The sequence below is a fragment of the Aestuariimicrobium sp. T2.26MG-19.2B genome (genome assembly GCF_950101875.1).
In the GTDB taxonomy this organism is placed as follows: Bacteria; Actinomycetota; Actinomycetes; order Propionibacteriales; family Propionibacteriaceae; genus Aestuariimicrobium; species Aestuariimicrobium kwangyangense.
The window spans coordinates 1,662,433-1,687,579 of the sequence record NZ_CATNLW010000001.1; the positions used below are offsets into that span (position 1 = coordinate 1,662,433).

Here is a 25,147-nt window from a genome sequence, read left to right on the forward strand (position 1 = left end):
GGTTGGGGGGTACGCCAACACCACGCCCATCACCCGGTCACCCGCGTGAGCTCGATCGTCGACGCCAGAAAAGTAAGCCGACGCGCCTACGTCCACAAGCCGTCCGAAGTGGTCTGCCCTACGACTGCAAGCCGACATGCCGGTCAGGGGTCAAAAACCACAATCGTGTGATTCAGGTGCTCCCCGGGAGGGTGGCGAGGTCCTCGGAATGCGCGCTGGCTAGGCCGAACGATCGTCCAGGGAGGACGAATGGAGGGCTGTGAGCTGAGCCTGGGCTGAGAGTCCGGGTGGCAACTCACAGGCAAACGATGACCGCGGCTTCAGGGTCAAGTCTTGATTGACAGTTCAGGCTTCGGTTGAGGGTCCGTCATCGCTGGTCAGCGCGACGATGGTGGTGTGCTCAGCATCGGCCGTCACCCACGCCGCTCGTCCATAGGCGGAGTGCGGCACGTAGCCGGCCTGCAGGTCGGCCCGGCTGAGGGCGGTGGCACCCGTCGCCGCGGCGAGGCTTTCGAGGGCCTCCCGGGGCAGCACGAGGGTGCCAGCGTTGATCACTCCCTGCTGCGCGTTGACGCTCACCAGGTCAACCACCTCGGGGTCGATGGCGAACGAGGCGAGCACGATCGCCTCATTCCCGCGAGCAGCTCGGTCCAGTGTCTGCAGCACTTCTTGGGGCGAGCCGATGCCATCGCTCACGACCAGCACGAGAGGTCCGTTGAGCACCAGCCGGTCGGGGTCGCTGCGGTTGGCCTGACGAGGGTCGACCAGACCTTGGTCGAAATGCAGGGTGGACGGCTCGGCCTCGGCCGATGCGAGGACCTCCGCCTCGTCCGGCGTGACCGCTTCGGGTGCCTTCGCCGTCTTCTGCAGTGTCTCGGGGGTCAGGTAGTCAGGGACGGGGACGGGTTCGCCCGCGATGGTCTCGCTGGTGGGCGCGGCGAGGATCTTCTCCGCCCGGCGCTTGCTGCGCCAGTCGAGCAGGGCGGCAACGGCCAGCACCAGGACCCCGATGGCGATGATCGTGAGGACGCCCTGGACGGTGCTGGTGGTCATGCCCCGAGCCTAGGCGCTGGGGGATCCTGCCCCCACTCAACCGACGTGGCTCAGGTGCCTCGCACGTAGGCCTTGATCGTCCCCCAACGGTCACCCTCCCCGAGCGGCCGGATCGTGTAGCGACCCACCGCCGCCGGCACGATGAAGGTCTCGGCGTAGTGCACCTCGAACGGCGCGAAGTCCCCCGTGGGTGACTCCACGAGCGCAGAGTCCCCCTCCACCAGATTGAGCACATTCACCGTGCCGGCCGTGTCGTGTTCGACGCGACCGGTGAACCAGTGCCGCCTGGTCTCGATGAACTCCAGTTCGTGCAGTCCGGTGCGCTCCTCACTCCAGCCCTCCCCGGACGACACCTGCTCCACCCGATCCACCAGGTTCTGCCCGACCCAGTCCGTCCGCCGCTCCCAGGCGATGTTGGCTTCGGCGTGGTCGAGATGCACCGGACGCGGTCGTCCGTCGAGCCCGAGCCGGCCCCAGTCCCACATCTTGAAGGTGAAGATGAAGGGGGTGGCCGAGATCTCCAGCACCATCGAGTCGGCACCCGAACAGTGCACCGTCCCGGCCGGGATGAGGAAGTGGTCGTGGGTGCGCGCGGGGAAGGTGTTGACGTACCGCTCCGCCGGGAACGGCTCGTCCCCGGCCTCGGCCCGCCGCAGGGCCGCCACCATCTCGTCGGGGTCGACGCCGTCCTTGATGCCCAGGTACACGACTGCGTCGGGTCCGGCATCGAGCAGGTAGTAGCTCTCGTCCTGGGTGTAGTGCATGCCGAACGTGCGCTGGATGTAGTCGGTCAACGGGTGTACCTGCAGGCTGAGGTTGCCGCCCTCCATCGTGTCGAGGAAGTCGAACCTGATCGGGAACTCGGCCCCGAACCGGGCGAACGTGCGCTCGCCGAGCAGTTCGCGCGGGTGGGTCAGCACGAGGTCCATCGCCGGCACCTGGGTCACGACCCCGTCGCGTTCGAGCAGCAGCGAGTTCTCCTCGGGTACGCAGTCGAAGCACCAGGCGAACTTCTCCACCGTCCGGTCGAGGCCGACCACCTCCTTCATCCACTGGCCGCCCCAGACGCCGGGGTCGAAGAACGGCACCACCCGGAAGGGACGCGAGGCCGCCTCTGACAGTCCGGCGCGGAATCCCGTCCCGTCGAGCAGGTGCGGCTCGGCGGAGTTGGTGTCGAGGATGAAGTCGAGGCGGTCGAAGAGGTGGCGCTTGTGGCGGTCGGCCACCCGCCACTCCACGAAGAAGCCACGCTTGTAGGCGCGCAGGATGTCGTCCTCGGGCTCGGAGCAGCGCCAGTTGGGCATGCCGGCTCGCAGCCGCTGCTGGATCTCCCAGCGGGCCAGGTCGGCCAGCACCAGCAGGGCACGTTCCGGGGCCACCAAGGCAGCACCCCAGCCCACCACCAGGGTCGGGCGGACGGCGTGCTCGACCCTGTCGCGCACCGCCGCCAGCCGGTGGTGGTCGTAGAAGTCCTCGAGGCGGTGATGGCTGAGCACGCCGAACACCCGGTCGTCGGTGAGGTTGGCCTGGACCATCTGGTCGATCTCGGCGATCGGCAGGGCGGCCTCGTCCTCGACGTCGACGACATCGTGGTCGCCCCACACCCGCCCCACCTGTTGGCGCAGCAGGTCGAGGTCGACCCCGGGGTAGGTGTCAACCACCAGCACCGGACGACGTCGGTCACGTTCGCCGGCCGCGGCGACCAGGGTCGTCCACACCTCCGCCCCGCTGGTGGCGGCGCCTTCGGGCACCTCGACCACCGGCCACCGGTCGTAGTTGCGGGGGTGGTCGTCGCGGTAGGTCATGCTGCTCCCGTGGGTTGGGTGGTGGTGCCGGGCCGGATGGCGCGGCGGGCGAGATGGTCGAGGCCCAGCAGCACCGACGAGGCCGGATCGGTGGCCCGGAGGGCGGTCGGCCGGTGGCTGGACGGGTAGAGGCGGCGGTGCACGTCGTCCATCAGGCCGAGGACGTCGACCATGGGGTGCTGCAGGGGGCCGCCGGAGAAGATCACCACGTCGGGGTCATGGGCGTGGCACAGGTCGACCACGAGCGCCACCAGCACGTCTCGCACGGCGGTCCACACGGCTGCGGCCGCAGCGTCACCGGCAGCGGCGGCATCGAGCAGTCCGTGGTAGCCCAGCGGGACGAGGTGGGCCGGTGGCGGTTCGCCGACGACTGCCCGCCAGGTGCGACCCAGGGCCCAACTGCCGGCGATCGCCTCGGCGCAACCGAGGTTGCCGCAGGTGCACGGTGGGCCGCCCACGGCCACGGTCAGGTGGCCCCCCAGCACACCTGCGTGGCCGTGGGCTCCCACCAGCAGTTGCCCGTCGTGGGCGACAGCGGTACCGACACCGGTGCCCAGGATGACGAGAACTGCGTCCTTGACCCCCACCGCGCAGCCGGCGGCCAGTTCGCCGAGCAGTGCGGAGCGGGCATCGTTCTCGACGACCACGCACGACTCGGGGAGTCCTGTCGTGGTCGCCAGCCAACCGCGGAGGTCGACCCCGGCGAAGCCGTCGTACTTGGCGTTGGACGCCACCAGTCCTCGCTCGTCGACGATGCCGGGCAGGGCCAACCCGGCGGCCCCCAGCCGGTCGTCCGTCGAGCTTCGGCCCAGCCCGACCAGCGCCGCCGCCAGCGGGCCGAGGTCTTCGGGGGAGGACGGCACCGACAACACCGGGCCGAGGGTGAGTCGGCCGTCAGCCGAGACCCGGGCCAGCTTGACGCTCGACCCGCCCAGGTCGACGCAGATCGTGTCAGGCACGGCTCAGCTCCCGGCCAGCACCATCGCGCCCCAGGCGGGCAGCGTCACCTCGTCCCCGTCCGTGACCTGGGACGGCAGGCCGTCCTGCCCCGTGGCCTCGTGCCACGGGCCGGGCTCGGGCAGCACCACTCGGCTGGTCGCCGGCCGGTCGGAGAGGTTCACGAGAACAGCCACCGGTTCGTCCGCGTGGTGGTGAAGCACGGAGAAGAGGCTCGGTGCGTCGGGTGCGAGGACGATGAAGTCGGGTCGTCCCTCGCTCAGGGCAGCATGCTCACGCTTGAGCCGGTTGATCACCGGCAGCCAGTCCTCCAGCCCCACCTCGCCGCCGACGAACATCATGTAGGGGCTGCCCAACAGCAGGTTGACGGTCGCGATCGCGCGGGTCGCGGGCAGGCCGAACTGTTCACGCCGCCACTTGTCGCCCCACAGCGGCCACCAGAACGTGTCGTGGGAGTCGATGTGATGAGCGGTGAGGCTGCCCGGCGGCAGGGCGGCGTCGCGGTCGTGGTACCAGGCCACCAGGTCATGCCCGGTGCGGACGCGGTGGGCCGCGCCGTGCTCGCTGTCGAGGACGATCGAGGCGAGCAGCCACTGCTCGTCGTAGTTGTAGTTCAGGTCCATCGACTCGCGCAGCAGGACCCCGGACGGCTCGGTGTAGAGCAGCACGTCGTCGCGGATGGCGCGCAGCCGCGGACGCAGGCGCCGGAACAGCGAGGTGCACGCCAATTGCGAGGCGCTGGCACGGTGCCGGGTCTCGGGTGACCAGTTGGGGAAGTCGTTGTAGGTCGGCGCGTCGAAGCGGAAGCCGTCGATGCCGAGTGTCTCGACCATGGCGCAGCAGGCATCGATGAACGCATCCGCGAATCCGGTCCTGGCGTCCAGGGCCTTGGTGTAGATGCCGGTGACATGCCCGTCGCTCGCGCGGAAGAACCAGTCCGGGTGCTCCTCCAGCAGGTGGTGGTGGACCGGGCTGCCCTGCTTCCAGGCCTGTTCGAAGTCGAGGATGTGCCGCGACCACGCCACCGGGTAGAAGACGCCCTCCTCGTCGAAGGCCTGACCGCGCAGGGTCTCCAGCGACGCAGCCAGCGGACCTCCGCGGACGCCGACCGCGGCCTCGTCGATCGACTCGTTGTCGAGCACCCCGTGCATGAGGATGTCGAGGATGATGTGCATGCCGCGGGCATGGCAGTCATCGACCAGGGCGCGGAGTTCGTCGGCGGGGGCGTAGCTGGTGTCGACGTCCCCGACCTCATGCAGGTTGTAGCTGGGATAGGGCTGGCGCGGCATCAGCTGGATGACGTCGAACCCGAGTTGCTGCACCCGGTCGAGGTCGGCGCGCAGGGCGGCGACATCGGGGTAGGCGGTGTAGCTGTGCCCGCCCCAGAAGAGCGAGGTGCCCAGTTGCACCTCGAAGATGCTGGCGGCGCGCAGCCACGGGGGAGGGCTCTGGGGCGTGGTCAGGGCCAGCCCGGCGTACCACTGGGGCATCACGTCGAGCAGGTCGTCCCAGCCGGTGTGGGGCGCGAGGTGCAGCAGCAGTGGCTCGATCTCCAACGACTCGTCGGGTGCCGCCTCACCGGCCAGGGAGGTGGCGTAGGTGACCTCGCAGCCACCCGTGACCGGACTCAGGGTGATGGAGCCCAGTTCGGTGCGGCAGAACGGCCAGACCACCATGGTCGCGCCCTCGGTCTCGAACCCGAAGAGGGCGGACGAGCCGGGCACGCCCCCCGCGGACGCCACCTGCACCACTGCCGGCAGGTCACGCACCTCGAGTGAGGGACGCAGCTGTGCCCCAGGCACGTGGACGACGGCGTCGTCCGGCAGCTGGGGCGTGACCCGGACGATGAGGTCGCGCAGCACCCGCTCCCCGGTCGTCGGCGGGGTCAGGATGAGGCCGAGCCCCAGGGCGGGCCCCTCGGAGGGATGGAGGGTCCAGGTCCACTCGACCGTCCAGCCCTGCAGGTCGGTGGTGACGACCACCTGGTCGTCCAGACCCGTCGATCGACGACGAGCCGGGGCTGTGGCGGTGGTGCCCGTCAGTGTGGTCGTGTCGCGGTAGTGCAGGCCACCCTGCACGCCTCGTTCCTCCACGCCACCGACGACGAGGTCGAGGGTCACGGCGAGATCGAGCTCCACGTCGCCGCTACGCAGCGAGGTGGGGCAACCGGTGGTGTCGTCCAGGGTGAGGGCCACGTCGCGGGCCCGGTTCATCAGCAGCACGCTGATAACGTTATCAGACCTTCCCGGGAAGTCGAGGGGTTCCTGCCCACACGACTTGGGCGGGCATCTGCACCGTACGAAGCGGCACCTCGGGGCTGACGTGCTCGCGTCCGTCGTGGTCGGGGCCGTGGTCGTGGGGGCCGCCCTGGTCGGGGCCGTTCTGCTCGTGCCCGAGTCGGTCGAGCAGCATCCGTCCGGCGATCCGGCCGACCTCGCGCGCGTCGTGTTCGACGACCGCGATGGGCCAGGGGACGAACTCGGCCAGGTCGAACTGGTCGAACACAGCCAGGCCGGGTACGGCTCCGTTGACGAGGTCGTCCGTGCGGTGCCGTGCCAGTGCGGTGAGCAGGCCGACGGCGTTGCGGTTGTTGGCGGCGAAGAAGGCATCGGGTGGCTGGGGAAGTGCCAACAGGTCGAGTGCGGTCTCGCACGCCTGCTCCACCGAGTGTGCTCCGCGCCTGACCAGGGCCTGGTCGACCGGGACCCCGGCGTCCTCGTGTGCCAGGAGGAAGCCCTCGAGGCGTCTGCTGCTGGTCGAGACCGATTCGGCGTTGCCGAGGAAGGCGAGCCGCCGGTAGCCCTGCCCGAACAGGACGAGTGTCGCCTCATGGGAGCCGTTGACGTCGTCCACGAGCACCGTGTCGGCCCTGACGCCGGGCACGGCCCGCGAGGCGAGCACCAGCGGACGGCCCGCCAGCGCGGCCGGGCGGAGGTGCGCCCGAGCGCCACTGGGTACCAGCACGATGCCCTCGACCTGACGACCGACGAAGTCAGCCACCACGGTGGCCTCACGCTCGGGGTCCTCGGCGGTGGTGCCGAGCAGGATGCGGCGGCCGCTGGCCCGGATGGCGTCCTCGACGCCCAGCACCACCTGCGCGTAGTACGGGTTGTCGATGTTGGTGATGGCCACCCCGACCAGTCCGCTGCCGCGTTGGCTGCGGAGTCTGCTCGCGACGTCGTTGCGGCGGTAGCCCAGTTCGCTGACCGCGGCGAGCACTCGTTCGCTCACCTCGGCACTGACGTGGTGGCCACCCGCCAGCACGCGCGAGACGGTCATGGGGCTGACGCCCGCCCGCTCGGCCACCTGCTTGAGGGTGGGCGACTTCTGGCCTGCCGTCATGGCAGCGGGGGTACTTGTCGCTGGTTGGGGGAGGGGGCTAGGCTCGGCATTCTGGTAACGATACCAAGAGGAGGGGTCTGAGTGGAGTACCACCCGGGTTTCGACATCGAGCTGACCAAGGACCCGCTGGGGTTCAGCCACGGGGCCGATGTCATGGCGCCCCCGCTCGAACTGCGCCGACTGGACGATGTGCGTGCCACGCTCCGTGACCCGGAGGCCTCGGGACCGGACGTGCTCTACGCCATCGCGATGGACATCGGGCCTGCGGTCGACCGGCCACGGCAGGTCGACCAGAACATCCTTTTCGGGGCCTGCGCCTACGCCGGCGGCACGGTGGGTGAGGAGCCGGTCAGGTCGCAGGGACATGTGCACGCCGTGTCGGCATCGTGCGGAACCTCCACGGGCGAGTTGTACGAGTTCTGGGAGGGGGTCGGGATCGTCTACATGCAGGAGTTCGTAGCCGACGATCCCGGCCGTTGCTTCGCGGTGCGCGCGGAGCCGGGCCAGAAGGTGCTCGTCCCACCGGGTTGGGCCCATTGCACCGTGAATGCCGACCCGAGTCGGCCCATGGCCTTCGGTGCCTGGTGCGTGCGTGACTACGGGTTCGACTACGCCGACCTGCGGGCCAGACGTGGCCTCGCCTGGTATCCCGTGCTCGAGGGCGGCGAGCTGCGCTGGCTTCCCAACGAGCACTACCGGCACAGCTCAGCCCTGGTCGAGAAGGCACCGCGTGACCTGGCCGAGTTCGGCGTCGACGGCGCCGAACCCATTCATCGGCAGTGGCAGCAGCGTCCGCACGACTTCGACTTCATCCCCAGGCCGCGGATGGACGATCCCCGCTGGCAGTCCTTCGTCCCCTGACCCTTCACTGAACCTCGACACCCCTGGAGCAGAACGTGACCATCACCCCAGCACCCCTGGCCCTCGCACTGGCCGGACTGACGATCACCGGCGAAAGCGTCGTGCACTCCCGCAAGACACTCGGCGAGGTGGCGGGCGCCTTCACCGACGCCACCGGGGTCGATCCGGACCGGGTGCTCTACGAGGTGGACGTGTTCCACCGCGGCGAACCCGCCGTTCCGGGCAACCTCTACGTCGGCATGACCACGATCCACCCCGGCGACGTCAACGGCGAGTTCCACATGACGCGCGGGCACGTGCACCAGGACCGGCGTGCGGCCGAGATCTACGTCGGCGTGGCGGGGCGCGGGCTGCTCCTGTTGATGGACGAGCAGGGCAGCACACGCCTGGAAGTGGTGGAGCCCGGGTCGATCCACGCGATCCAAGGGTCCGAGGGGCACCGGCTGGTCAACACCGGCGACGAGAGCCTGAAGGTCTTTGCGGTGTGGCCCACGACCGCTGGGTATGACTACGCCGCCATTGACGGGCAGGGTTTTGGGGTGCGGGTCACGACCGAGGGGATTGTCACGGCGGGGTGACCTCGGCGCTGGGACCCGTAGTGGACTGGTGCCTCACGCACCACACCTGAGTCGCGAGGTTGGGCGTGGTGGCGCTAGATGGTTGACGGCGACCGCTGGCACCAAGCCTCCAAGTGGGTGCAACACAGCTTGGCTTCCGGTTGACTCCCGGCGCTGATCAATGACTGAAATCTACTGGAATATTGTTACAGTAGGATCATGTATCCCGGAGACGTCGAGCGTGTGCTCGCACTGCCCCCCAGCGACGCGATCGAGCGCCTGGCGCGGCTACCGGAGGGACAGTGGTTTGAGCGCAAGGCGGGTCGGATCAGTGCCCGAGACCTGGCCGTCCCATTGGTGGCATTGGCGAACGCGGAGGGTGGGTACGTCGTCGTCGGGATTCATGACGGGTCGGTGGCGGGAGTGGCTGAGACTCATCGCAACGCACTGCGGCAGGCAGCTCAGGACTTCACCACCCCAGTGGTGCGCTCCACTGCCTTCGAGTTGGCCACAACCGATGGAAAGGTCGTGATCGTACTGCGCGTCGATCCGGGCGAGCATGTTCACGAGACGAGCAAGGGTGAGGTTTACCTCCGGGTCGGCGATGAGTCACGCAAGCTTGGCTACACCCAGCGCCGAGAATTGGAGTTCGATCGCGGAAGCGCTCCCTTCGACGGAACACCCGTCGACGTTGCCGTCAAGGATCTCGACCAAGGACAGCTCTCGTCCTACCAAGAGTCGATCGGGTCGGAGACGGCGGCTGGGATGCTGTCGGCGCGTGACCTGCTCACGCGCGACGGCCGCCTCACAGTTGCGGGCTGGCTTCTCTTCGCTGAGCGACCACAGACGCTGTTTCCCAGTGCAGTCGTCCGAGTTCTCCAGTACGCGGGCATCGACCGGGGCACCGGGGCGAACATGTCACTCCTCGAAGGCCGAGATGTCCGTTTCGAAGGCTCCATCCCAGTGCAGATCACTCGAGCAGCAGCAGCGATCGAACAATGGGCTCCCAAGGTTCAGGCGCTGGCGCCCAGCGGACACTTCGAGGCGCGCCCGATCATCCCCCGCGACGTGTGGCTCGAGGGGCTGGTCAATGCGGTCTTGCATCGTTCGTACTCGATCGCGGGGGACCACGTCCGTGTTGAGATCTTCCCCAACCGCATCGAGATCGAGAACCCCGGACGCTTCCCAGGTCTGGCGGATCCGTCCAGGCCGTTGGCGATCAGTCGCTATGCACGCAACCCTCGTATCGTCCGCGTTTGCTCTGACCTCGGGATTGCCCGAGAACTTGGTGAGGGCATCAAGCGGATCTTCACCCAGATGAGATCCCTCGGTCTCACTGATCCGATCTACTCGCAAGGCACTGGCTCGGTGCGGCTTGTCTTGTCGTCTGCTGATGCCCTCGATGAGGATGTGCGAGCGAGTCTGCCGAAGGCCGCACGGCGGATCCTCGATGTCCTGCGGTTGGAGGGGAGGCCACTGAGCACCGGTCAGGTTGCGGAACTCGCTGGCGTTGCCCGCCCAACCGCCTCTCGTCATCTGCAGAGTCTTCGCGCGCTCGGGCTTGTCACGTGGGACGGTCAGTCGCCCCGTGATCCCCGAGCTTCGTGGAGCCTGCCGTGAAGTTACTGAAACATCTACTGCAACATAGATGTTTCAGTAGGTTGCACCAGTGCGTTGGCTGTCCGCCCGAAGGCTGGAGGGGGGGTTCGGGCGGCGGGCGGCGCCCACAGCAGAGCAGCAGTGATCAGCAGTTGAGTTCCGACTCTGCTCACCTCGCGACATTCGCTCCATGGTGCTCTCCAACCGCAGTTCGTGGCGACGACGTCATCCAGCCTCACTCCTGAACTCCTCATAGGTGTCCGCCAGGTAGCTCAACACCCGCTCCTGCACCTCCGGCTGGCTGAAGAACAGGTCGAACAACACCTGGTTCTGCCCGTGCCGATCCACCAGCATCCGCTTGACCCGCTCGTTGAGCATCAGGATGTACTGGGTCTTGTCGTTGTTCAGGGCCACCGTGCGCATCTCATCGTCGGTCTTGACGACGACGCGCTGCTGCTCGAACCACACGAGGTCGGCCTCGCCCAGATCGGCTCCGAACCTCTCGTTCATGGCGGCGATCAGCGCCGACAGCTTGTCCACCACGGGCTCGGCCTGTCGACCCTTGCCTTCTCCGGTGAACGCTTTGCCCGGCTCGTCGGCGGCCGAGAGACCAATCGTTCCCTCCGAGGTGACCGCCAACCGCAGGTGGGTCAGCTGCACCGACCGTGACAATTGGGGTACGGGGTCGTCCCCGCCAGCCGGCAACTCAGCCAGCAGCACTCGTCCGTAGAGGAACAGTTCTTCGAGATCGGGGTCCGCCCACGGCATCACCTGCGCCACGAAGCCATAAGCCCGACAGAAGTGGTTGAGCTTCGCCCGGAACTCGTCGCGGTCGTCGTCCTCCTCGAGCAGCGAGAATCGCCCCACCGCTGGAGTCACGGCAGCGTAAACCGCCGCCTGCTGTCCCGGATCGTCCGACAACAACGCCAGCGCACCAGCCCGAATCTCGTCAGCAGCCATGACCCCCGCTGATCGCAGATCGTGCTCCATCGTGTAGAGCATCTGCGGTTCGGTAGGAACCGCCAGGGTCTCCTCGTAGAACGGCGCAAACGAGTCCTTGATCTCCGCGGCGGAGTTGGCGAAGTCAAGCACGAAGGTCTCGGTCTTTCCCGGATGGGTCCGGTTCAGCCGCGACAGCGTCTGCACTGCCTTGACCCCCGACAGCTTCTTGTCGACGTACATGGTGTGCAGCAGCGGCTCGTCGAAACCGGTCTGGTACTTCTCGGCCACCACCAAGACCTGGAACTCGTCCTCGTGGAAATTCTTCGGCAGCTGCGTCTCCGGGAATCCGTTGATGCCGGCCTCGGTGAACGCCACCTCGGGCATGTCCGGGTCGGTGACCGCACCCGAGAACGCCACCAAGGTCTTCAGTGCACCTGCACCGCGGTCGTAGCCCTTCTTGATGATGTAGGCATCGAGCGCCTGCTTGGTGCGCACCCCGTGCAGCCTCGACCGCGTCACCACCATGGCCTTGGCGCGCCCGTCTATCTTCGAGGCGGTCTTCTGGCGGAAGTGCTCGACGATCACCTCGGCCTTCTGCTCCAACTGGTACGGATGAAGCGACACGAACCGTGCCAAGGCAGCCTTCGCCTTCGACTGGTTCAGCTCCGGATCGGTGCGCGGTTCGGCATTGGCGAGCTTGTAGTAGGTCGCGTAAGTCGTGTAGTTCGCCAACACGTCGAGAATGAAGCCCTCTTCGATGGCCTGCCGCATCGAGTACGTGTGGAACGGCTGCCGATTGCCCTCGGAGTCGGGCTGCCCGAACAGATCGAGCGTCTTCGGCTTGGGCGTGGCCGTGAACGCGAAGAACGACAGGTTCTTCTGCTTGCCCCGCGCCTGGGCACTCGCCAGCACCGGGTCGTCGTTCTCGGCCTTCTGCTCCGCGCTGGCCTCGATCGATTCAGCCGCCGCCAGCAGCGCCTCGTCGTCATCGCTGCCGAGCACGGTCTTCAGCTTCTTCATCGAGTCACCACTGGACGAGGAGTGCGCCTCGTCGACGATCACCGCGAACCGATGCCCGGCCAGCTCCTTGCCCGCGCCGGCCGCCGCTTCCTGGGCCGCGAACTGCGCCACCACCGGGAACTTCTGCAGCGTCGTGATGATCACCCGAGCCGCGTTCCCCTCCAGCGCCGCCTTCAATTGGCTGGAGTGCTGGTCGACCCGCACGATCGTGCCGGGCGTGTGGTCGAGCCCAGCGACCGTCTGCTGCAACTGGCGGTCGAGCACCTTGCGGTCGGTGATCACCACCACCTTGTCGAAGATCGGACGATCGTCAGCCCCGTGCAGCCTCGACAAGGAGTGCGCGGTCCAGGCGATGGTGTTGGACTTGCCCGACCCCGCCGAGTGCTGGACCAAGCGATCAACTCCGGCGCCGGACTCCCGGGTCGCGGCGACCAGTGAGCGCACTGCATGCCACTGGTGGAAGCGGGGGAACAGGACGACACCGTTCTCGGCGTGGACGAACGAGTGCAGCAGGTCGAGCCAGTTGTCGCGCTGCCACACCTGCTCCCACAGGTAGGCCGTCTGGTAGCCGTCGGAGGCGGGGTTTCCCGCCGCTCCCGGACGACCCGGCCCCGCCGTGCCCTGGTTGAACGGCAGGAACCGCGTCGCGTCGCCGGCCAGTTTGGTCGTCATCATCACCTGGTGCGGGTCGACGGCGAAGTGCACCAGCGTGCGCTTGGCGAAGATGCGGTCGTTCGGATTCCGATCGGTGCGGTACTGCGCCATCGCGTGCTCCGCCGTCTGGTGGGTGATCGGATTCTTCAGCTCCGCCGTCGCCACCGGAATGCCGTTCACCACCAGGGTCAGGTCGACCGAATCGGCCGGGTTCGACTCCGAGTGGTGCAACTGCCGGACGATGCCCAGCCGGTTCGCCGCGTAACGCTGCTCGAGTTCCGGGGTGAGCCCACTCGCCGGCCTGATCGGACACAGGTGGAACTCGACACCGGAATCCTTGAGGGTGCCGCGCAGCACGCTGATGGTGCCGCGGTGATCGATCGCCCCGGCGACGACGGTGAGGAACTTGTGCCGTGCCGTGGGTTCGCCGCCGTGGCGCTGGACGAGCGTGGCCCACTGCTTGGGCTGTGAATGACGGACGAACGCCAGCACCTCCTCGGGGAACAGTCCCAAGGAGCGGTCGTAGGCGGTGGGCAGAAGCGAGGTCCACCCATGCTGGACGAGGTGAGCCTCGATGTTGGCCTCGAACGACGACTCCAGATGGACGCTCATGCTCACTCCCCGGGGATGCGGCGGCTGGCGGTGGTCACGTCGATTTCGCCCGTGACGGCGGCGGTGATGAGGGACGACTTGTATTCGGTGAGGAGGTCGATGGAACTCCGCAGGGAGGCGACCGCTGACTCAAGCGCCGATCTGTCTGCACGCGTGCCGGTCAGGATGGCCTCTTGGGCGGGAAGGGAGGGTACGACGAGTGGCGTGGTTCTGACTCCAGATTCCAAGTGCGGGTGTAAGGCGCCGGTCGCTCGCGCGAACATTGCTTGCTGTCCGAAATCCGAGCGCAAGAACTCAGAGAGGTACTCGGGCCGCACGATCCTGCGGTCGCAGCGAGCGATGAGAAGGGCATGGCAGCTCGCCTCGCCAAAGCCTTCGGGGACAAGTGCGACCTGGCCGATGGCTCCCGTTTGGACAATCAAGACGTCGCCAGCGCGGAGGTTGATGCGGTCGTGGCTTCGATGCCAATCGGGTGAGACGAAAAAAGGACGGCGGTCGAAATCGATTCGCCCCGACTTGATGTGCACACTTTGGATGTAGCGGACTCCATCGTCGTAGAGGATGTCGCGGGTTGGCCCAACGTACCCATTGGTGAGTTGACTGAGCACCCGCCCGAGAGTGGTTGCTCGCCAGCCATGTGGAACTGTCGTGTGGGCCCATCCAGTCTCGACGTCAACGGCATCGGGTACCCCGGCCTGGGCAAGGCGAGCCTGAAGTAGCGCGGCGTCCATGGCCGAGGTCGACCCAATCTGCTGGCGGCGAGCGGCGATGATGCGGTCAATCCTGTCCACCCGGTCGTCGAGGAAATCCGCGATCCTCCGCTGCTCCGTATCTGACGGGCAGAGGAGTGGGATATCGCCGAGGCTCTCGACGGAGACTCGTGGTGTGCGGACACTTGAACTGCCAGGGGCTCCGATCCCTCGGACCCTTCGGGTCATCTCTCCGACGAACCATTGAGACTTCATGGTGTAGGTGAGGAATCGCGCGTCAATCCTGGGGCCCGGGCGAAGCACAGCGTAGTCAGGGCTGACCATGCCGTGTTGCATCGCGATTCCGAGGGCACCCTGGTATGCGCTCATGCGGTTCAGCACCACGTCACCGGGGCGACAGATCTTGTAGTTGCTGAGGTCGTCTGCACGAGGCTCGGCATTTGTCAGCCAGCTGCGTGGAACCACACCTAAGTATGTTGAGACTGACAGCAACTCGAGTTCAGCAGCGCCAGCACGCTCATCGACTTCGGTTGCCAGGAACCGATACGGGACTGTCTTCACAGTCCCAACCCCGCCATCCATTGCTGGATCTGGCCTTCCAAGTCCTTGATCTCCGCAGCGATCTCCTCCACCGGCCGCGGCGGCTCGTACACGTAGAACTGCCGGGTGAACGGGATCTCCACCCCGAGCTTGGTCTTCTTGTGGTCGATCCAGGCGTCCGGCACGTAGGGGTGGATCTCCTCGGCGAGGTGCTTCTCGGCCGACTCGATCAACACCTGCTCGCGCTGGCTTTCGTCCAAGTCGAAGAAGCCGGCGGGCAGGGGGACGTTCTCCTGGTCGCGCAGGCTTGCGTCCGCCACGGGCTTGCCGCGCTTGAGGATGGGCCTGCCGTCCTCGTCCTTGGTGGGGCGCTCGACGGTGATCCGCTGGAACCCGAACTCCTCGCGGGGGAGCACTCGCACTCGGGGATCGTCCGCGAATTCGCCCATTGCACCCCCGTACAGACGCACGAGGTCGGCGATCGCATCGGGGGTGAGTTCCTTGCGCTTGTCACCGAGGGATTTGCGCATCTTGGAGCCTGATTCGCGGCCGTCGATGAGTCGCACCAGACCGAGGGAGGGGTCGTCCTTGCGGTTGGTGAGAATCCACACGTAGGTCGAGATGCCTGTGTTGTAGAACATCTGGTCGGGCAGGGCGACGATGCCCTCGAGCCAGTCGTTCTCGAGAATCCAGCGGCGAATCTCCGACTCGCCCGATCCGGCCTGGCCGGAGAACAGGGGCGAGCCCGACAACACGATGCCGACGCGGGATCCGTCCGGCTTCATCTTCGACAGCATGTGCTGCAGGAACAGCAGCGAACCGTCGCTGACGCGGGGGAGGCCTGCGCCGAAGCGTCCGTGGAAGCCGAGCTTCTCGTGCTCGTCCTTGATGGGGCGGGCGTAACCCTTCCAGTCGACCCCATAGGGAGGGTTCGCGAGGATGAAGTCGAACCGGTCAGTGGTGAAGCGGTCCTGGGTGAGGGTGTTGCCATTGGCCATCTGGTCAGGGGAGATGTCCTGCATCATCAGGTCGGATTGGGCGATGGCCCAGGTCTCGTCGTTGAGTTCTTGGCCGTAGACCTGCACCACGGCGCCGTGGTTGGCCTCGCGGATCTTGTCGAGCGCACCCATCAACATGCCGCCGGTGCCCGCGGCCGGGTCGTAGACCGTGCGGACGGGCTTGGGGTTCTCGACGAGGTCGGTGAGTGTCTGGCCGGTGAGCAGCAGGTCGACCATGAGCGAGATCACCTCACGCGGGGTGTAGTGCTCCCCAGCGGTCTCGTTGCTCATTTCGGAGAACTTCCGCAGCAGCTCTTCGAAGATGTAGCCCATCGCCTCGTTGCTGACCTGGCTCGGACGAAGGTCGAGGTCGGCGAAATCGGAGACGACGCCGTAGAGAATGCCGGCGCGCTCCATGCGGGTGAGCTTCTCGTCGAGGTTGTAGGCCTCCATCACGCGGTAGGCGTCGCGGGAGAGGCGGCGGATGTAGCCGCCCATGTGCAGGGCGAGGTTCTTGTCGTCGTGCAGCATGCCCGCGAAGGTGAGCGGCGAGGTGTTGTAGAAGCGCTGCTTGGCGATGGACTTGAGCATGTAGTCCTGGCCCTCGTTGATGTCGGTCCAGCCCTCGGCCTTGGCGACGACGGCGTCCTTGGTGTCCGCGAGCACGGCGTCCATGCGGTGCAGGACGAGGAGGGGGAGCATCACCGAGCCGTACTCGTGCTGCTTGAAGGTGCCCCGCAGCTTGTCGGCGACGCGCCACACGAACGCGACCTTGTCGGCAAAGCCTTGTGGGGACATGGATCTCCTTCGATGGTGATGGTTGCTGGTCAACCTATCCAGTGGGGGTTCCGCTGTCCCTAGCTGACCCACCAATGCCCAGCTTTCCCACGCCCAAACCTGGGGCGAGGTGGTTACGGGAGCTGACCGGCGCGTGGGTCCACGAAAGTGATGGCGTCGGGCAATTTGCGGGTCACGCGAAGAAGTCCTCGTCGATCTCGACGACCGTGTAGGTCTCGCTCGCCTGGACCCCGACCTTGAACTGGATCATCAGATCGGTCAGTCCCTGGCCGTCGATCAACACGATCCGCGTCGGTGACGAGGCCACATAGTCGCGGGCTCCCTGCGAGAAGTGGCTCGTCGTGATGAAGACGCCGCTGTCGGCTCGTCCATGAAGCGCACCGACGAATCCCTGTACGTCCGGTCGGCCAACGCTGTTACCGGTCGCATAGCGCTTGGCCTGAATGTAGACGCGGCTCAGTCCGAGGATGTCTTGGTCAATGACGCCGTCGATACCGCCGTCATTGGTCAGCTGGGTGACCGACCCGCTCCCGTTGGCTCCGCCGTACCCCATCGCCACCAGCAGGTTCACGACTGCCTGCTCGAAGAAGGCCGGCTCCTTGCCCTGGAGACGCTCAAGAAGTTCGCTGGACACCTTGTCATGGATGCGCTTGACGCCGTTCTGCACCTGTTCGATCGGCGTGAGGGCCGACGTCTCGTCTGAGGATCCCCCAGGCGAGGGCGGAAGCGCTGTGGACCGGGACACTGTCGCGACGTAAGGACGAATCGGGGACGCCGGGTCTTCGCCCAAGGCATTGACGTCACGCTCGAACACCCTGACAGGGAACTTCGCCAGCAGATAGCGACCAGCATCAGTGATCTGGTAATTGCCACGGCTGGGTCGCGTCAAAGCTCCAACATTGTTCAGATACGACAACGCCCAGCCGATCCGGTTCTCAAACGTCGGCTGGCCGGACGCCAGGGTCTGCTTCATCTGTTCCTCGGTCAGTCCTGACATCGTTGCCACGAGCGGACGAAGGTCTCGGCGGCTGCGAACCATGCCGTCACTCAGGACACGCAGCGTGGGAGTCATGAATCCTTCCCACGTGGGCAGGTCAATCATCGGACCGCTGCCTGCCTGGCGTTGGTCGCGTAGAACGGCCCCAGATTATGCTCTCCGCGGTCGCATACGGATACATGAACGTTCTCCTCAACTCGCCCAAAAGTGGTTCGAATCATCTGACAGTAGCGATGAGCCGTGGCATGTGGGACCGGTACCCGTTTGCGATGAGCAGGTCAGAGGGGGGCGGGCGCGCCGTCCAGGCGGACCGCCACGTTGGGGCAGTGACGATCTGGGGACCGCAACCCGGACTCCTGAGTGGCCCTGGGCGTCGCGTGCAGCGTGATGGGCTCATCGGTTCGGTGGCTGGGGCGAGTCAATCGCCGCCGCTGATGCAAGGATTCGTCCGTGAGAGCTGTGCGATACGCCGCCTTCGGTCAGCTGCCGGTGGTCGAGGATGTCCCGGACCCTGAGCCAGCCAGCGGGGGCATCGTCATCGAGGTTCGCGCGACGGGTCTGTGCCGTTCGGACTGGCATGGCTGGGCCGGCCACGACGCCGACATCACGCCGCCGCACATCCCGGGGCACGAGTTCGCTGGCGTTGTCCGTTCGGTGGGCGCAGGCGTGAAGCAGGTGCGCCTCGGCGACCGGGTCGTCGTCCCCTTCGTGCTGGGCTGCGGCGACTGCGACACCTGCCGGACCGGTGCGGCCCAGGTCTGCCCGAACCAGTGGCAGCCCGGCTTCAACGGGCCGGGATCGTTCGCCGAACTCGTGGCCGTGCCGGCCGCAGACTTCAACGCGGTGACGCTGCCGCCCGAGGTGAGCTTCGAGGTGGCGGCGGGACTCGGCTGCCGGTTCGCGACGGCCTACCGGGGCGTCGTCGACGTCGCGAAGGTGCAGGCGGGGGAGCGCGTCGTCGTCGTGGGGTGCGGTGGCGTGGGACTCGCGGCGGTGATGGTCGCCGCCTCGCTCGGTGCAGAAGTGCTCGCGGTGGACGTGTCGTCCGGGGCGCTGGAGGTCGCTGCATCGGTCGGCGCGACGCATCTGGTCGACGCCGCCAGGTCCATAGCTGACGAGGTGAGACTCGTGTGGTTCGGCGGCGCCGACGTCGCGGTCGACGCCCTCGGCAGCATCCCGACCGCCCGCGCGGCGACCGAGTCATTGCGGGTGCACGGTCGGCATCTTCAGATCGGCCTGCTCCCGCCCGCGGTTGTCGCGGACCGGTCCAGCGTGCCGATGCATCTGGTGATCGCCCGCGAACTGCAGGTGCTCGGCAGCCACGGGATGGCCGCCGTCGACTATCCGCGGATGCTGGCCGACATCGCTGCTGGGCGGCTGCAGCCGGAGCGGCTGCTGGGTCGCACGATCAGTCTGGACGAGGCGCCCGCGGCGCTGGTGGCCATGGGGGACGGATCCATGGCTGTGCCAGGGGTGACGATCATCAGGCCGTGATCACTGGGCGAAGATTCCCCGTTGCGCTGCGAGGCACCTGAGGCGCATTTCGCTCTGCGACGCTCCGTGGTAACGATTTCGACTCGATCGTGGACAAATGCACCACCCCCGGCTGCGCGCTGAACCGGCCCGTGGGTTACCGTGCACGCGTCCGAGTGCTCACCGTCGGTGAGGCGGACCTTTCGAGAAAGAATGAGCCATGGGGGCTACAAGAATTGCGCGGATCGCGCTCGCGACAATGTTGGTCGTCGGGCTGGGACTCGCCGGAGGGGTGGCACACGCCGCCGATGACTTCGCCGCTCCGGTGGTGACCGCATCAACGGTCACCCCGATGGAGGTCGACGTCACCACGGACGCCCAGCAGGTGACCATCGCCGTGACGATCACGGACGAGACGGGAACCGAGGCTCCCACGGCGGTGGTCTCCTCGCCCGACACCCCCAGTGTCGCCAGTGTCGCCCTCGCCCTCTCGTCCGGTACCGCGCAGTCGGGCACCTGGACCGGAACCTACTCCGTGGCGGCTCGTGCGAAGGCCGGCCAGTGGACGGTGAACGTCGGGCCTGTGCGTGACACGCTCGGGAACCAGAGCGCCAGCGCCATCGCTGTTGCCGGGTTCACCGTGGTGGTGGCCCCCGACACGATGGCCCCGCAGACGTCCAACGTCTCGACCACCCCGTCGATCATCACCCTGCCGGCGGACTCGAACGTGGTCACCGTGGCCCTCGACCTCGCCGACCCGTCGGGCGTGCTCTCCGGGTCGGTGCACCTGGAAGATCCAGCCGGGAACCCCCAACCCAGCGCCTCGCTGGCCCGCTCGAGCGGCACCGAACTCAACGGCAGATGGGGTGCGACCCTGCGCGTTCCGGCCGATACCGCGGCCTCCGGCACCTGGACCGTGGTGCTGTCCGACCTGAAGGACAAGGTCGGGAACGTGGCCGACCCGATCACCGTCGGCAACGTCGGTGTGCGGCTGGCCTCCACCGACACCACGCCACCGACCCTGGTCTCGAGCAGCGTCTCCCCGAGCAGTGTCGATGTCACTTCTGCATGGAAGGTGGTGGTGGTGCAGGCCCAGCTCTCCGACCCGTCGGGCGTCAGGCCCCCGATGATCTGTGTGTACGTACAGGGCGGCATCTGTGACCCCGACTACGGGATGACGCTCGTCAGCGGCACCGCGGTGTCCGGTACGTGGCGAGCCCAGTACGAGGTACCGGTGCGAGCCCAAGCCGGCACCTGGATCGTCAAGATGGGTCCGGCCAGCGACGCGGTCGGGAACACGTGGACCGCGGTCAAGGAGCTCGCACGCTTCACCGTCGTCAACACCCCCGACGTGGCGGCGCCCGTGGTGGTCGACTCCTTCGTCAGCCCCAGCTCGATCGACGCCTCCCTCACCGACGCCCAGGTGGTCGTCCTGGTGCGCATCAAGGACGCCAGCGGCACCAACCCGCCCACCCTGGCCCTGTACGACAGCCAAGGATTCGTCACCAGCGAGGCGATGGAGCTCTACCAGGGCACCCCCCTGGACGGTTGGTGGATCATGGGTTGGACCATCCCCAAGGGCACCACCCCGTGGGCTCTGACCTTCCGCTTCGACGCTGCTGGCCTGTCCGACATCATGGGCAACAACAGCACCACCACCAAGGTGGTGGGCACCGCCAAGGTGATGCCGACCTTCGCCGCGACGGGCAGGTTCGGTGAGCACACGGGTGATTCGTTCGCCGACATCTATGCGGCGGACTCGGACGGGTTCTTGTCGTTGTTCCGGACGACCTCGACGGGATTGTCGCGGTTGGCGACCTACCTCGTGCAGATCGGTGACTGGTCCGGTGATCGTCGCTCCGACACGCTGGTGCGTCGTGCGGACAACAGTCTGTGGATCTACCGGTCGTCGGCTTCGGGTGGTTTGTACCCGTGGCGGAAGGTGGGCCAGAACTGGGGCGGTATGGACAAGATCGTGTTCGCGGGCAAGCTGAGTGGTTCTTCGACGCAGTATGTGGTGGCCAGGCAGAAGTCGACGGGTTTGTTGTACCGCTACCAGATGTCGAACACGGGTCTGTCGAGTGGGGTGAAGATCGGCAGCGGGTGGAGCGGGATGCGTTTCTTCTTCTCGGTCGGCGACTTCAACGGTGACGGGCGGGGCGACATCATTGGTGTTCGTTCCAGCGACGGGACGATGTGGTTCTATGCGGGTCGTACGAATGGCACCCTGGCCGGCGGCGTTCAGGTGGGACGCGGATGGGGCGGTTTCGCCCATGCGTTCTCCCCGGGTGACATGTCGGGTGATGGTCGCTTCGACCTGGTGGGTGTGAACTCATCGGGTGTGCTGTACGGCTACAAGAACAACGGACGCGGCGGCTGGTCGGCAGCCACCCAGTTGGGTACCGGGTTCAAGGGCTACACCCTGCTCGCCTGAGCGGGGGACTCCCGGGTCCGGAGCACAAGGGCGCCCGATCCCTCCCCGAGGAGGTTTTCGGGCGCCCTCAGCCCATCGCCCCCAAGAAGGTCCGCAGCGCCTCCAGCCCTTCGGGGCGCGGCGTGAAGTGGGCCCATCGTCCCCGCATCTCACGGTTCACCAGGCCAGCCTCCACCAGCTTCTTCAGGTGGTGGGACAAGGTCGGCTGTCCGACCCCGAACACCTCGGGCAGGTGACAGGCGCACACACTGGAACACCTGCTGGCCGCGATGTGGTGGAAGATCCTCAGCCGGACCGGGTCGGCCAGCGCCTTGGCCACCACTGCCAGCGCCTCGGCCTCGGGCACGTCGATCGTCTCCGCAGCCGGTGCGCACAGTTCGACCACCGGGAGGGTCTCTGTGCGGAAGTTCATGGGATCACCCTACCCTGACGTATTGACACTCGTCGATACGATGACGAGGATCGATGCATCGACACTCGTCAATACGTCCCGGAGGTCCCCCATGCCCACCATTCGCGTCTTCGAACCCGCCCTGTGCTGCAACACCGGGGTCTGCGGACCGGATGTCGACCAGTCCTTGGTGACTTTCACCGCTGACCTCGATGCAGTCAGGAGCCAAGGTGTCGACATCCAACGAGCGAACCTTGCCAGCGACCCGGCCCTGTTCGCCGAGAATCCCGTGGTGGTGAGCTTCCTCCACGCCGCCGGTTCCGCCGGCCTGCCCCTCACCTTGGTCGACGATGTGACCGTGCTGACGGGACGCCACCCCAGTCGCGAGGAACTGCTGCGCTTCGCCGGGTTGGACCCCGTTCCCGCCACTGCCAACCCTCTTCCGATGGCGTCGTCAGGATGCTGCGGGGGGTCGTCCGCTTCGTCGGGCAGTTCGTGCTGCAGTTCATCGGACTCGTCCACCGCCGGGTCGTCCACCGCCGGGTCCTCCACCACCAACGCCTGCTGCTGAATCGGCCGGTACGCAGCATGCACTTTCTCGAGAACCCGCCGCGCCACTTCTTCTTCACGGGCAAGGGTGGCGTGGGCAAGACCAGCGTCGCCTGCGCCACCGCCCTTCACCTCGCACGTTCCGGCAAGCGGGTACTGCTGGTCAGCACCGACCCGGCCAGCAACGTGGGTCAGGTGCTGAAGACCCGGATCGGGGATGCGATCACGCCCATCGAGTCCGTACCCGGGCTCGACGCCATCGAGATCGACCCCGACGAGGCCGCGCACGCCTATCGGGAGAAGATCATCGCCCCGGTGCGCCTGATCCTTCCCGCCCGCGAGATCGAGGCGATCACCGAGCAGTTGTCGGGGTCGTGCACCACCGAGATCGCCTCCTTCAACGAGTTCACCGACCTGCTCGCCGACCCGTCGTCCACCGCCGCCTACGACCACGTCATCTTCGACACGGCTCCCACCGGCCACACGATCCGCCTGCTGCAGTTGCCGGGGAGTTGGACGAGCTACCTCGACGACGGGTTGGGGGACGCGTCCTGTCTGGGACCGATGGCCGGGCTCGAGAAGAGCAGGACCACGTATCGAGCCGCTGTCGAGCGGCTCACCGACCACGAGGCCACGCGGATCGTCCTGGTCGCGCGGGCGCAACGCTCCACGCTCGACGAGGTGGCCCGAACCGTGGACGAACTCAGCGAGCTCGGCATCCGGCCCAGTCATCTGGTGGTCAACGGGGTGATGCCGCCCGGGGACTCGGACGACCTTCTGCGCCATGCGATCCAGGAGCGAGAGGCGTCGGCGCTGGCCGAGCTGCCCGCGTGCCTGGCTGAGCTGGAGTGCGACAGGATCGGGCTGAAGGTCGAGAACATGGTCGGCCTGCCTGCGCTCGATCTGCTGTTGGCCGAACACGACAGTGCCCCTGCCCCGGATGCCCCACCCCTGCCCGACCTGATGCTGCCGTCCCTGGCCGAACTCGTCGACGACCTCGCCACCGAGGACCGCGGTCTGGTGATGACCATGGGCAAGGGCGGCGTGGGCAAGACCACCATCGCGGCCGCCCTGGCCGTCGCGCTCATCGCCCGCGGAAAGCGGGTGCTGCTGACCACGACCGACCCGGCTGCCCACCTGTCGGAGGCGCTGGGTGGCGGACTGCCCGGCCTCGAGGTGACCTCCATCGACCCGCACCAAGCCACGTCGGACTATCGCGAGCACGTCATGCGCACCAAGGGGGCAGCGCTGGACGAGGCCGGCCGAGCCGCCTTGGCCGAAGACCTGATGAGTCCGTGCACCGAGGAGATCGCCGTCTTCCAGCAGTTCAGTCGTGCCGTGAACCGGGCCCGCGACCAGTTCGTGATCATGGACACGGCGCCCACCGGTCACACCCTCCTGCTGATGGACGCGACCGGTTCGTACCACCGGGACATCACCCGTCACCTCGACCAGGCACAACTGGCCCGGGTGACCACCCCGCTGATGCGACTGCAGAACCCGGACTACACCAAGATCATCGTCGTCACCTTGGCCGAGACGACGCCGGTGCTCGAGGCGAAAGGGCTGGTGGACGATCTCGCCCGAGCCGAGATCACACCCTGGGCCTGGGTGGTGAACGCCTCGCTGGCTGCCGCTCGTCCCTCCGACCCGTTCCTGGTGCGGCGCGCTCGGCGGGAACTTGAGCAACTGGCCGCCGTGCAGGAGGTCGCGCCGCGGATGGCGGTCGTCCCCATGCAGGTCGAGGAGCCCGTGGGGGTCGAGCTCTTGGCCGGTTTCACCCAGGACGCCTCGTTGGCGGCGATCTGAGCAGGGAGGTCGAGCTGTGGGGTGCCGGTATCCGCGCTCGGTCGCGCCACTAGGGTGGAAGCCGTGGACACCGACACCAGCAGCTCGACCCGGATCGCCGTTCTGATCGACTGCGACAACGTCTCCTCCAAGCACATCGCGGCCGTGCTCGAGGAGCTGGCCACCTATGGGGTGCCGACCGTCAAGCGCGCCTACGGCGACTGGACGACCAGCCAGCTCACGGGGTGGAAGCAGGAACTGCTGCGCAACGCCATCCAGCCAGTGCAGCAGTTCGCGAACACGGTGGGCAAGAACAGCACGGACTCCGCCCTGATCATCGACGCGATGGACCTGCTGTGGCAGGGCAACGTCGAGGCCTTCGCCATCGTCTCGTCCGATTCCGACTTCACCCGGTTGGCCACCCGCCTGCGCGAGTCGGGCAAGCGGGTGTTCGGGCTCGGACGCCGCAAGACCCCCGAGTCGCTGCGTCGGGCCGTCGACCAGTTCATCTTCCTCGAGGTGCTGCAGGAGCAGGAGCGGCAGGCCGAGGCCGACACCGAGCAGGACCCCGTCGGCACCGACCGCGCAGCAGCCACTGCCCCGGCGACCACGGCTGCCGCGCCCGCTTCCCCGGAGTCGGCCGACCGCGGCTCGTCCGGTGCGGACGCTGCGCCCGAGGGGCCGACCATCAACCTGCAGAGCGTGCTCACCAAGGCGATCAACGCCACCTCGGGGGACGACGGGTGGGCCAAGTTGAGCCAGGTGGGCCAGCACCTGAGCCGCGCCCATGCGGACTTCGACCCCCGCGACTTCGGGCATGCCAAGCTCAGCTCCCTGGTCGACGAACAGCCCTATCTCGACACCCGCACCCATGGCAGCGGACGACAGGTGCGCCTGCGCCAGAGGCGCGCCGCCAAGGCCCCAGCGAAAACCACGGCTGCGAAGGCTGCGGCCCCGAAAGCCACGGTCGCGCAGGCGACGGCTGGTGAGCCGGCCGATCAGACCGCGCAACGTCCCAAGCGAGCGAGCCGGGCGAAGGCCAAGCCCGAGGCCTCCTGAACGGCAGG

At 67.1% G+C, this 25,147-nt stretch carries 18 protein-coding genes; 8 read left to right on the forward strand and 10 right to left on the reverse strand.

The features are described from left to right. Positions 1-345 precede the first annotated feature (345 nt). Genes QQZ11_RS07435 through QQZ11_RS07455 form a run of 5 tightly spaced genes read right to left on the reverse strand, consistent with a single transcriptional unit; the run spans position 346 to position 7,157 of the window. Complete coding sequence (locus tag QQZ11_RS07435; RefSeq protein ID WP_284549616.1) at positions 346-1,053, reverse strand: hypothetical protein; 708 nt, start codon at positions 1,051-1,053, stop codon at positions 346-348. Between the two features lie 50 nt (positions 1,054-1,103). Continuing rightward, on the reverse strand, positions 1,104-2,858 hold the full coding sequence (locus QQZ11_RS07440) for a class I mannose-6-phosphate isomerase (protein WP_284549618.1): 1,755 nt from the start codon (positions 2,856-2,858) through the stop codon (positions 1,104-1,106). Then, the gene (locus QQZ11_RS07445; RefSeq protein WP_284549620.1) at positions 2,855-3,817 is read right to left on the reverse strand and encodes an ROK family protein; all 963 of its coding nucleotides are present in this window, start codon (positions 3,815-3,817) and stop codon (positions 2,855-2,857) included. Before QQZ11_RS07445 ends, QQZ11_RS07440 begins: the two co-directional genes overlap by 4 nt. A 3-nt stretch (positions 3,818-3,820) precedes the next feature. Continuing rightward, a complete protein-coding gene (locus QQZ11_RS07450) occupies positions 3,821-6,028 on the reverse strand; it encodes an alpha-amylase family glycosyl hydrolase (protein ID WP_284549621.1) in 2,208 nt (735 codons plus the stop codon). Positions 6,029-6,050: 22 nt separating this feature from the next. After that, positions 6,051-7,157, reverse strand: a complete 1,107-nt coding sequence (locus tag QQZ11_RS07455) for a LacI family DNA-binding transcriptional regulator (protein ID WP_284549622.1) — start codon at positions 7,155-7,157, stop codon at positions 6,051-6,053. 81 nt (positions 7,158-7,238) lie between these two features. Here QQZ11_RS07455 and QQZ11_RS07460 point away from each other — a divergent pair, with 81 nt between their 5' ends. The 3 genes from QQZ11_RS07460 to QQZ11_RS07470 all read left to right on the forward strand — a co-directional run bounded on the left by QQZ11_RS07460 (position 7,239) and on the right by QQZ11_RS07470 (position 10,195). Next, a complete protein-coding gene (locus QQZ11_RS07460) occupies positions 7,239-8,018 on the forward strand; it encodes a glucose-6-phosphate isomerase family protein (RefSeq protein ID WP_284549624.1) in 780 nt (259 codons plus the stop codon). A gap of 35 nt (positions 8,019-8,053) precedes the next feature. Continuing rightward, positions 8,054-8,596, forward strand: coding sequence for a glucose-6-phosphate isomerase family protein (locus QQZ11_RS07465; RefSeq protein WP_284549626.1), 543 nt, complete (start codon positions 8,054-8,056; stop codon positions 8,594-8,596). 198 nt (positions 8,597-8,794) lie between these two features. Beyond that, positions 8,795-10,195, forward strand: coding sequence for an ATP-binding protein (locus QQZ11_RS07470; protein WP_284549627.1), 1,401 nt, complete (start codon positions 8,795-8,797; stop codon positions 10,193-10,195). 204 nt (positions 10,196-10,399) lie between these two features. Here QQZ11_RS07470 and QQZ11_RS07475 read toward each other — a convergent pair whose 3' ends face one another. From QQZ11_RS07475 to QQZ11_RS07490, 4 genes are all read right to left on the reverse strand, one after another. Further along, positions 10,400-13,402 carry a type I restriction endonuclease subunit R gene (locus QQZ11_RS07475; protein WP_284549628.1) on the reverse strand — a complete coding sequence of 1,001 codons (3,003 nt, stop codon included), beginning with the start codon at positions 13,400-13,402 and terminating at the stop codon, positions 10,400-10,402. Positions 13,403-13,404: 2 nt separating this feature from the next. Further along, positions 13,405-14,673 carry a hypothetical protein gene (locus QQZ11_RS07480; RefSeq protein WP_284549630.1) on the reverse strand — a complete coding sequence of 423 codons (1,269 nt, stop codon included), beginning with the start codon at positions 14,671-14,673 and terminating at the stop codon, positions 13,405-13,407. After that, the gene (locus QQZ11_RS07485; protein ID WP_284549632.1) at positions 14,670-16,448 is read right to left on the reverse strand and encodes a type I restriction-modification system subunit M; all 1,779 of its coding nucleotides are present in this window, start codon (positions 16,446-16,448) and stop codon (positions 14,670-14,672) included. Before QQZ11_RS07485 ends, QQZ11_RS07480 begins: the two co-directional genes overlap by 4 nt. A 172-nt stretch (positions 16,449-16,620) precedes the next feature. Then, positions 16,621-17,520: a restriction endonuclease gene (locus tag QQZ11_RS07490; protein WP_284549634.1), complete on the reverse strand. Its 900-nt coding sequence runs from the start codon at positions 17,518-17,520 to the stop codon at positions 16,621-16,623. A gap of 375 nt (positions 17,521-17,895) precedes the next feature. Here QQZ11_RS07490 and QQZ11_RS07495 point away from each other — a divergent pair, with 375 nt between their 5' ends. Together QQZ11_RS07495 and QQZ11_RS07500 are read left to right on the forward strand one after the other, a co-directional pair. Then, a complete protein-coding gene (locus tag QQZ11_RS07495; RefSeq protein ID WP_284549636.1) occupies positions 17,896-18,939 on the forward strand; it encodes an alcohol dehydrogenase catalytic domain-containing protein in 1,044 nt (347 codons plus the stop codon). A gap of 199 nt (positions 18,940-19,138) precedes the next feature. Continuing rightward, a complete protein-coding gene (locus tag QQZ11_RS07500; protein WP_284549637.1) occupies positions 19,139-21,352 on the forward strand; it encodes an FG-GAP repeat domain-containing protein in 2,214 nt (737 codons plus the stop codon). 67 nt (positions 21,353-21,419) lie between these two features. On the opposite strand, the gene QQZ11_RS07505 is transcribed toward QQZ11_RS07500, so the two are convergent. Continuing rightward, positions 21,420-21,764, reverse strand: coding sequence for an ArsR/SmtB family transcription factor (locus QQZ11_RS07505; RefSeq protein ID WP_022911021.1), 345 nt, complete (start codon positions 21,762-21,764; stop codon positions 21,420-21,422). A gap of 91 nt (positions 21,765-21,855) precedes the next feature. Here QQZ11_RS07505 and arsD point away from each other — a divergent pair, with 91 nt between their 5' ends. The 3 genes from arsD to QQZ11_RS07520 all read left to right on the forward strand — a co-directional run bounded on the left by arsD (position 21,856) and on the right by QQZ11_RS07520 (position 25,139). Beyond that, the gene (gene arsD, locus QQZ11_RS07510) at positions 21,856-22,314 is read left to right on the forward strand and encodes an arsenite efflux transporter metallochaperone ArsD (RefSeq protein ID WP_284549638.1); all 459 of its coding nucleotides are present in this window, start codon (positions 21,856-21,858) and stop codon (positions 22,312-22,314) included. Positions 22,315-22,331: 17 nt separating this feature from the next. Further along, on the forward strand, positions 22,332-24,101 hold the full coding sequence (arsA, locus tag QQZ11_RS07515) for an arsenical pump-driving ATPase (protein ID WP_284549639.1): 1,770 nt from the start codon (positions 22,332-22,334) through the stop codon (positions 24,099-24,101). A gap of 63 nt (positions 24,102-24,164) precedes the next feature. Then, on the forward strand, positions 24,165-25,139 hold the full coding sequence (locus tag QQZ11_RS07520) for an NYN domain-containing protein (protein WP_284549641.1): 975 nt from the start codon (positions 24,165-24,167) through the stop codon (positions 25,137-25,139). The last annotated feature ends 8 nt before the right edge of the window (positions 25,140-25,147 follow it).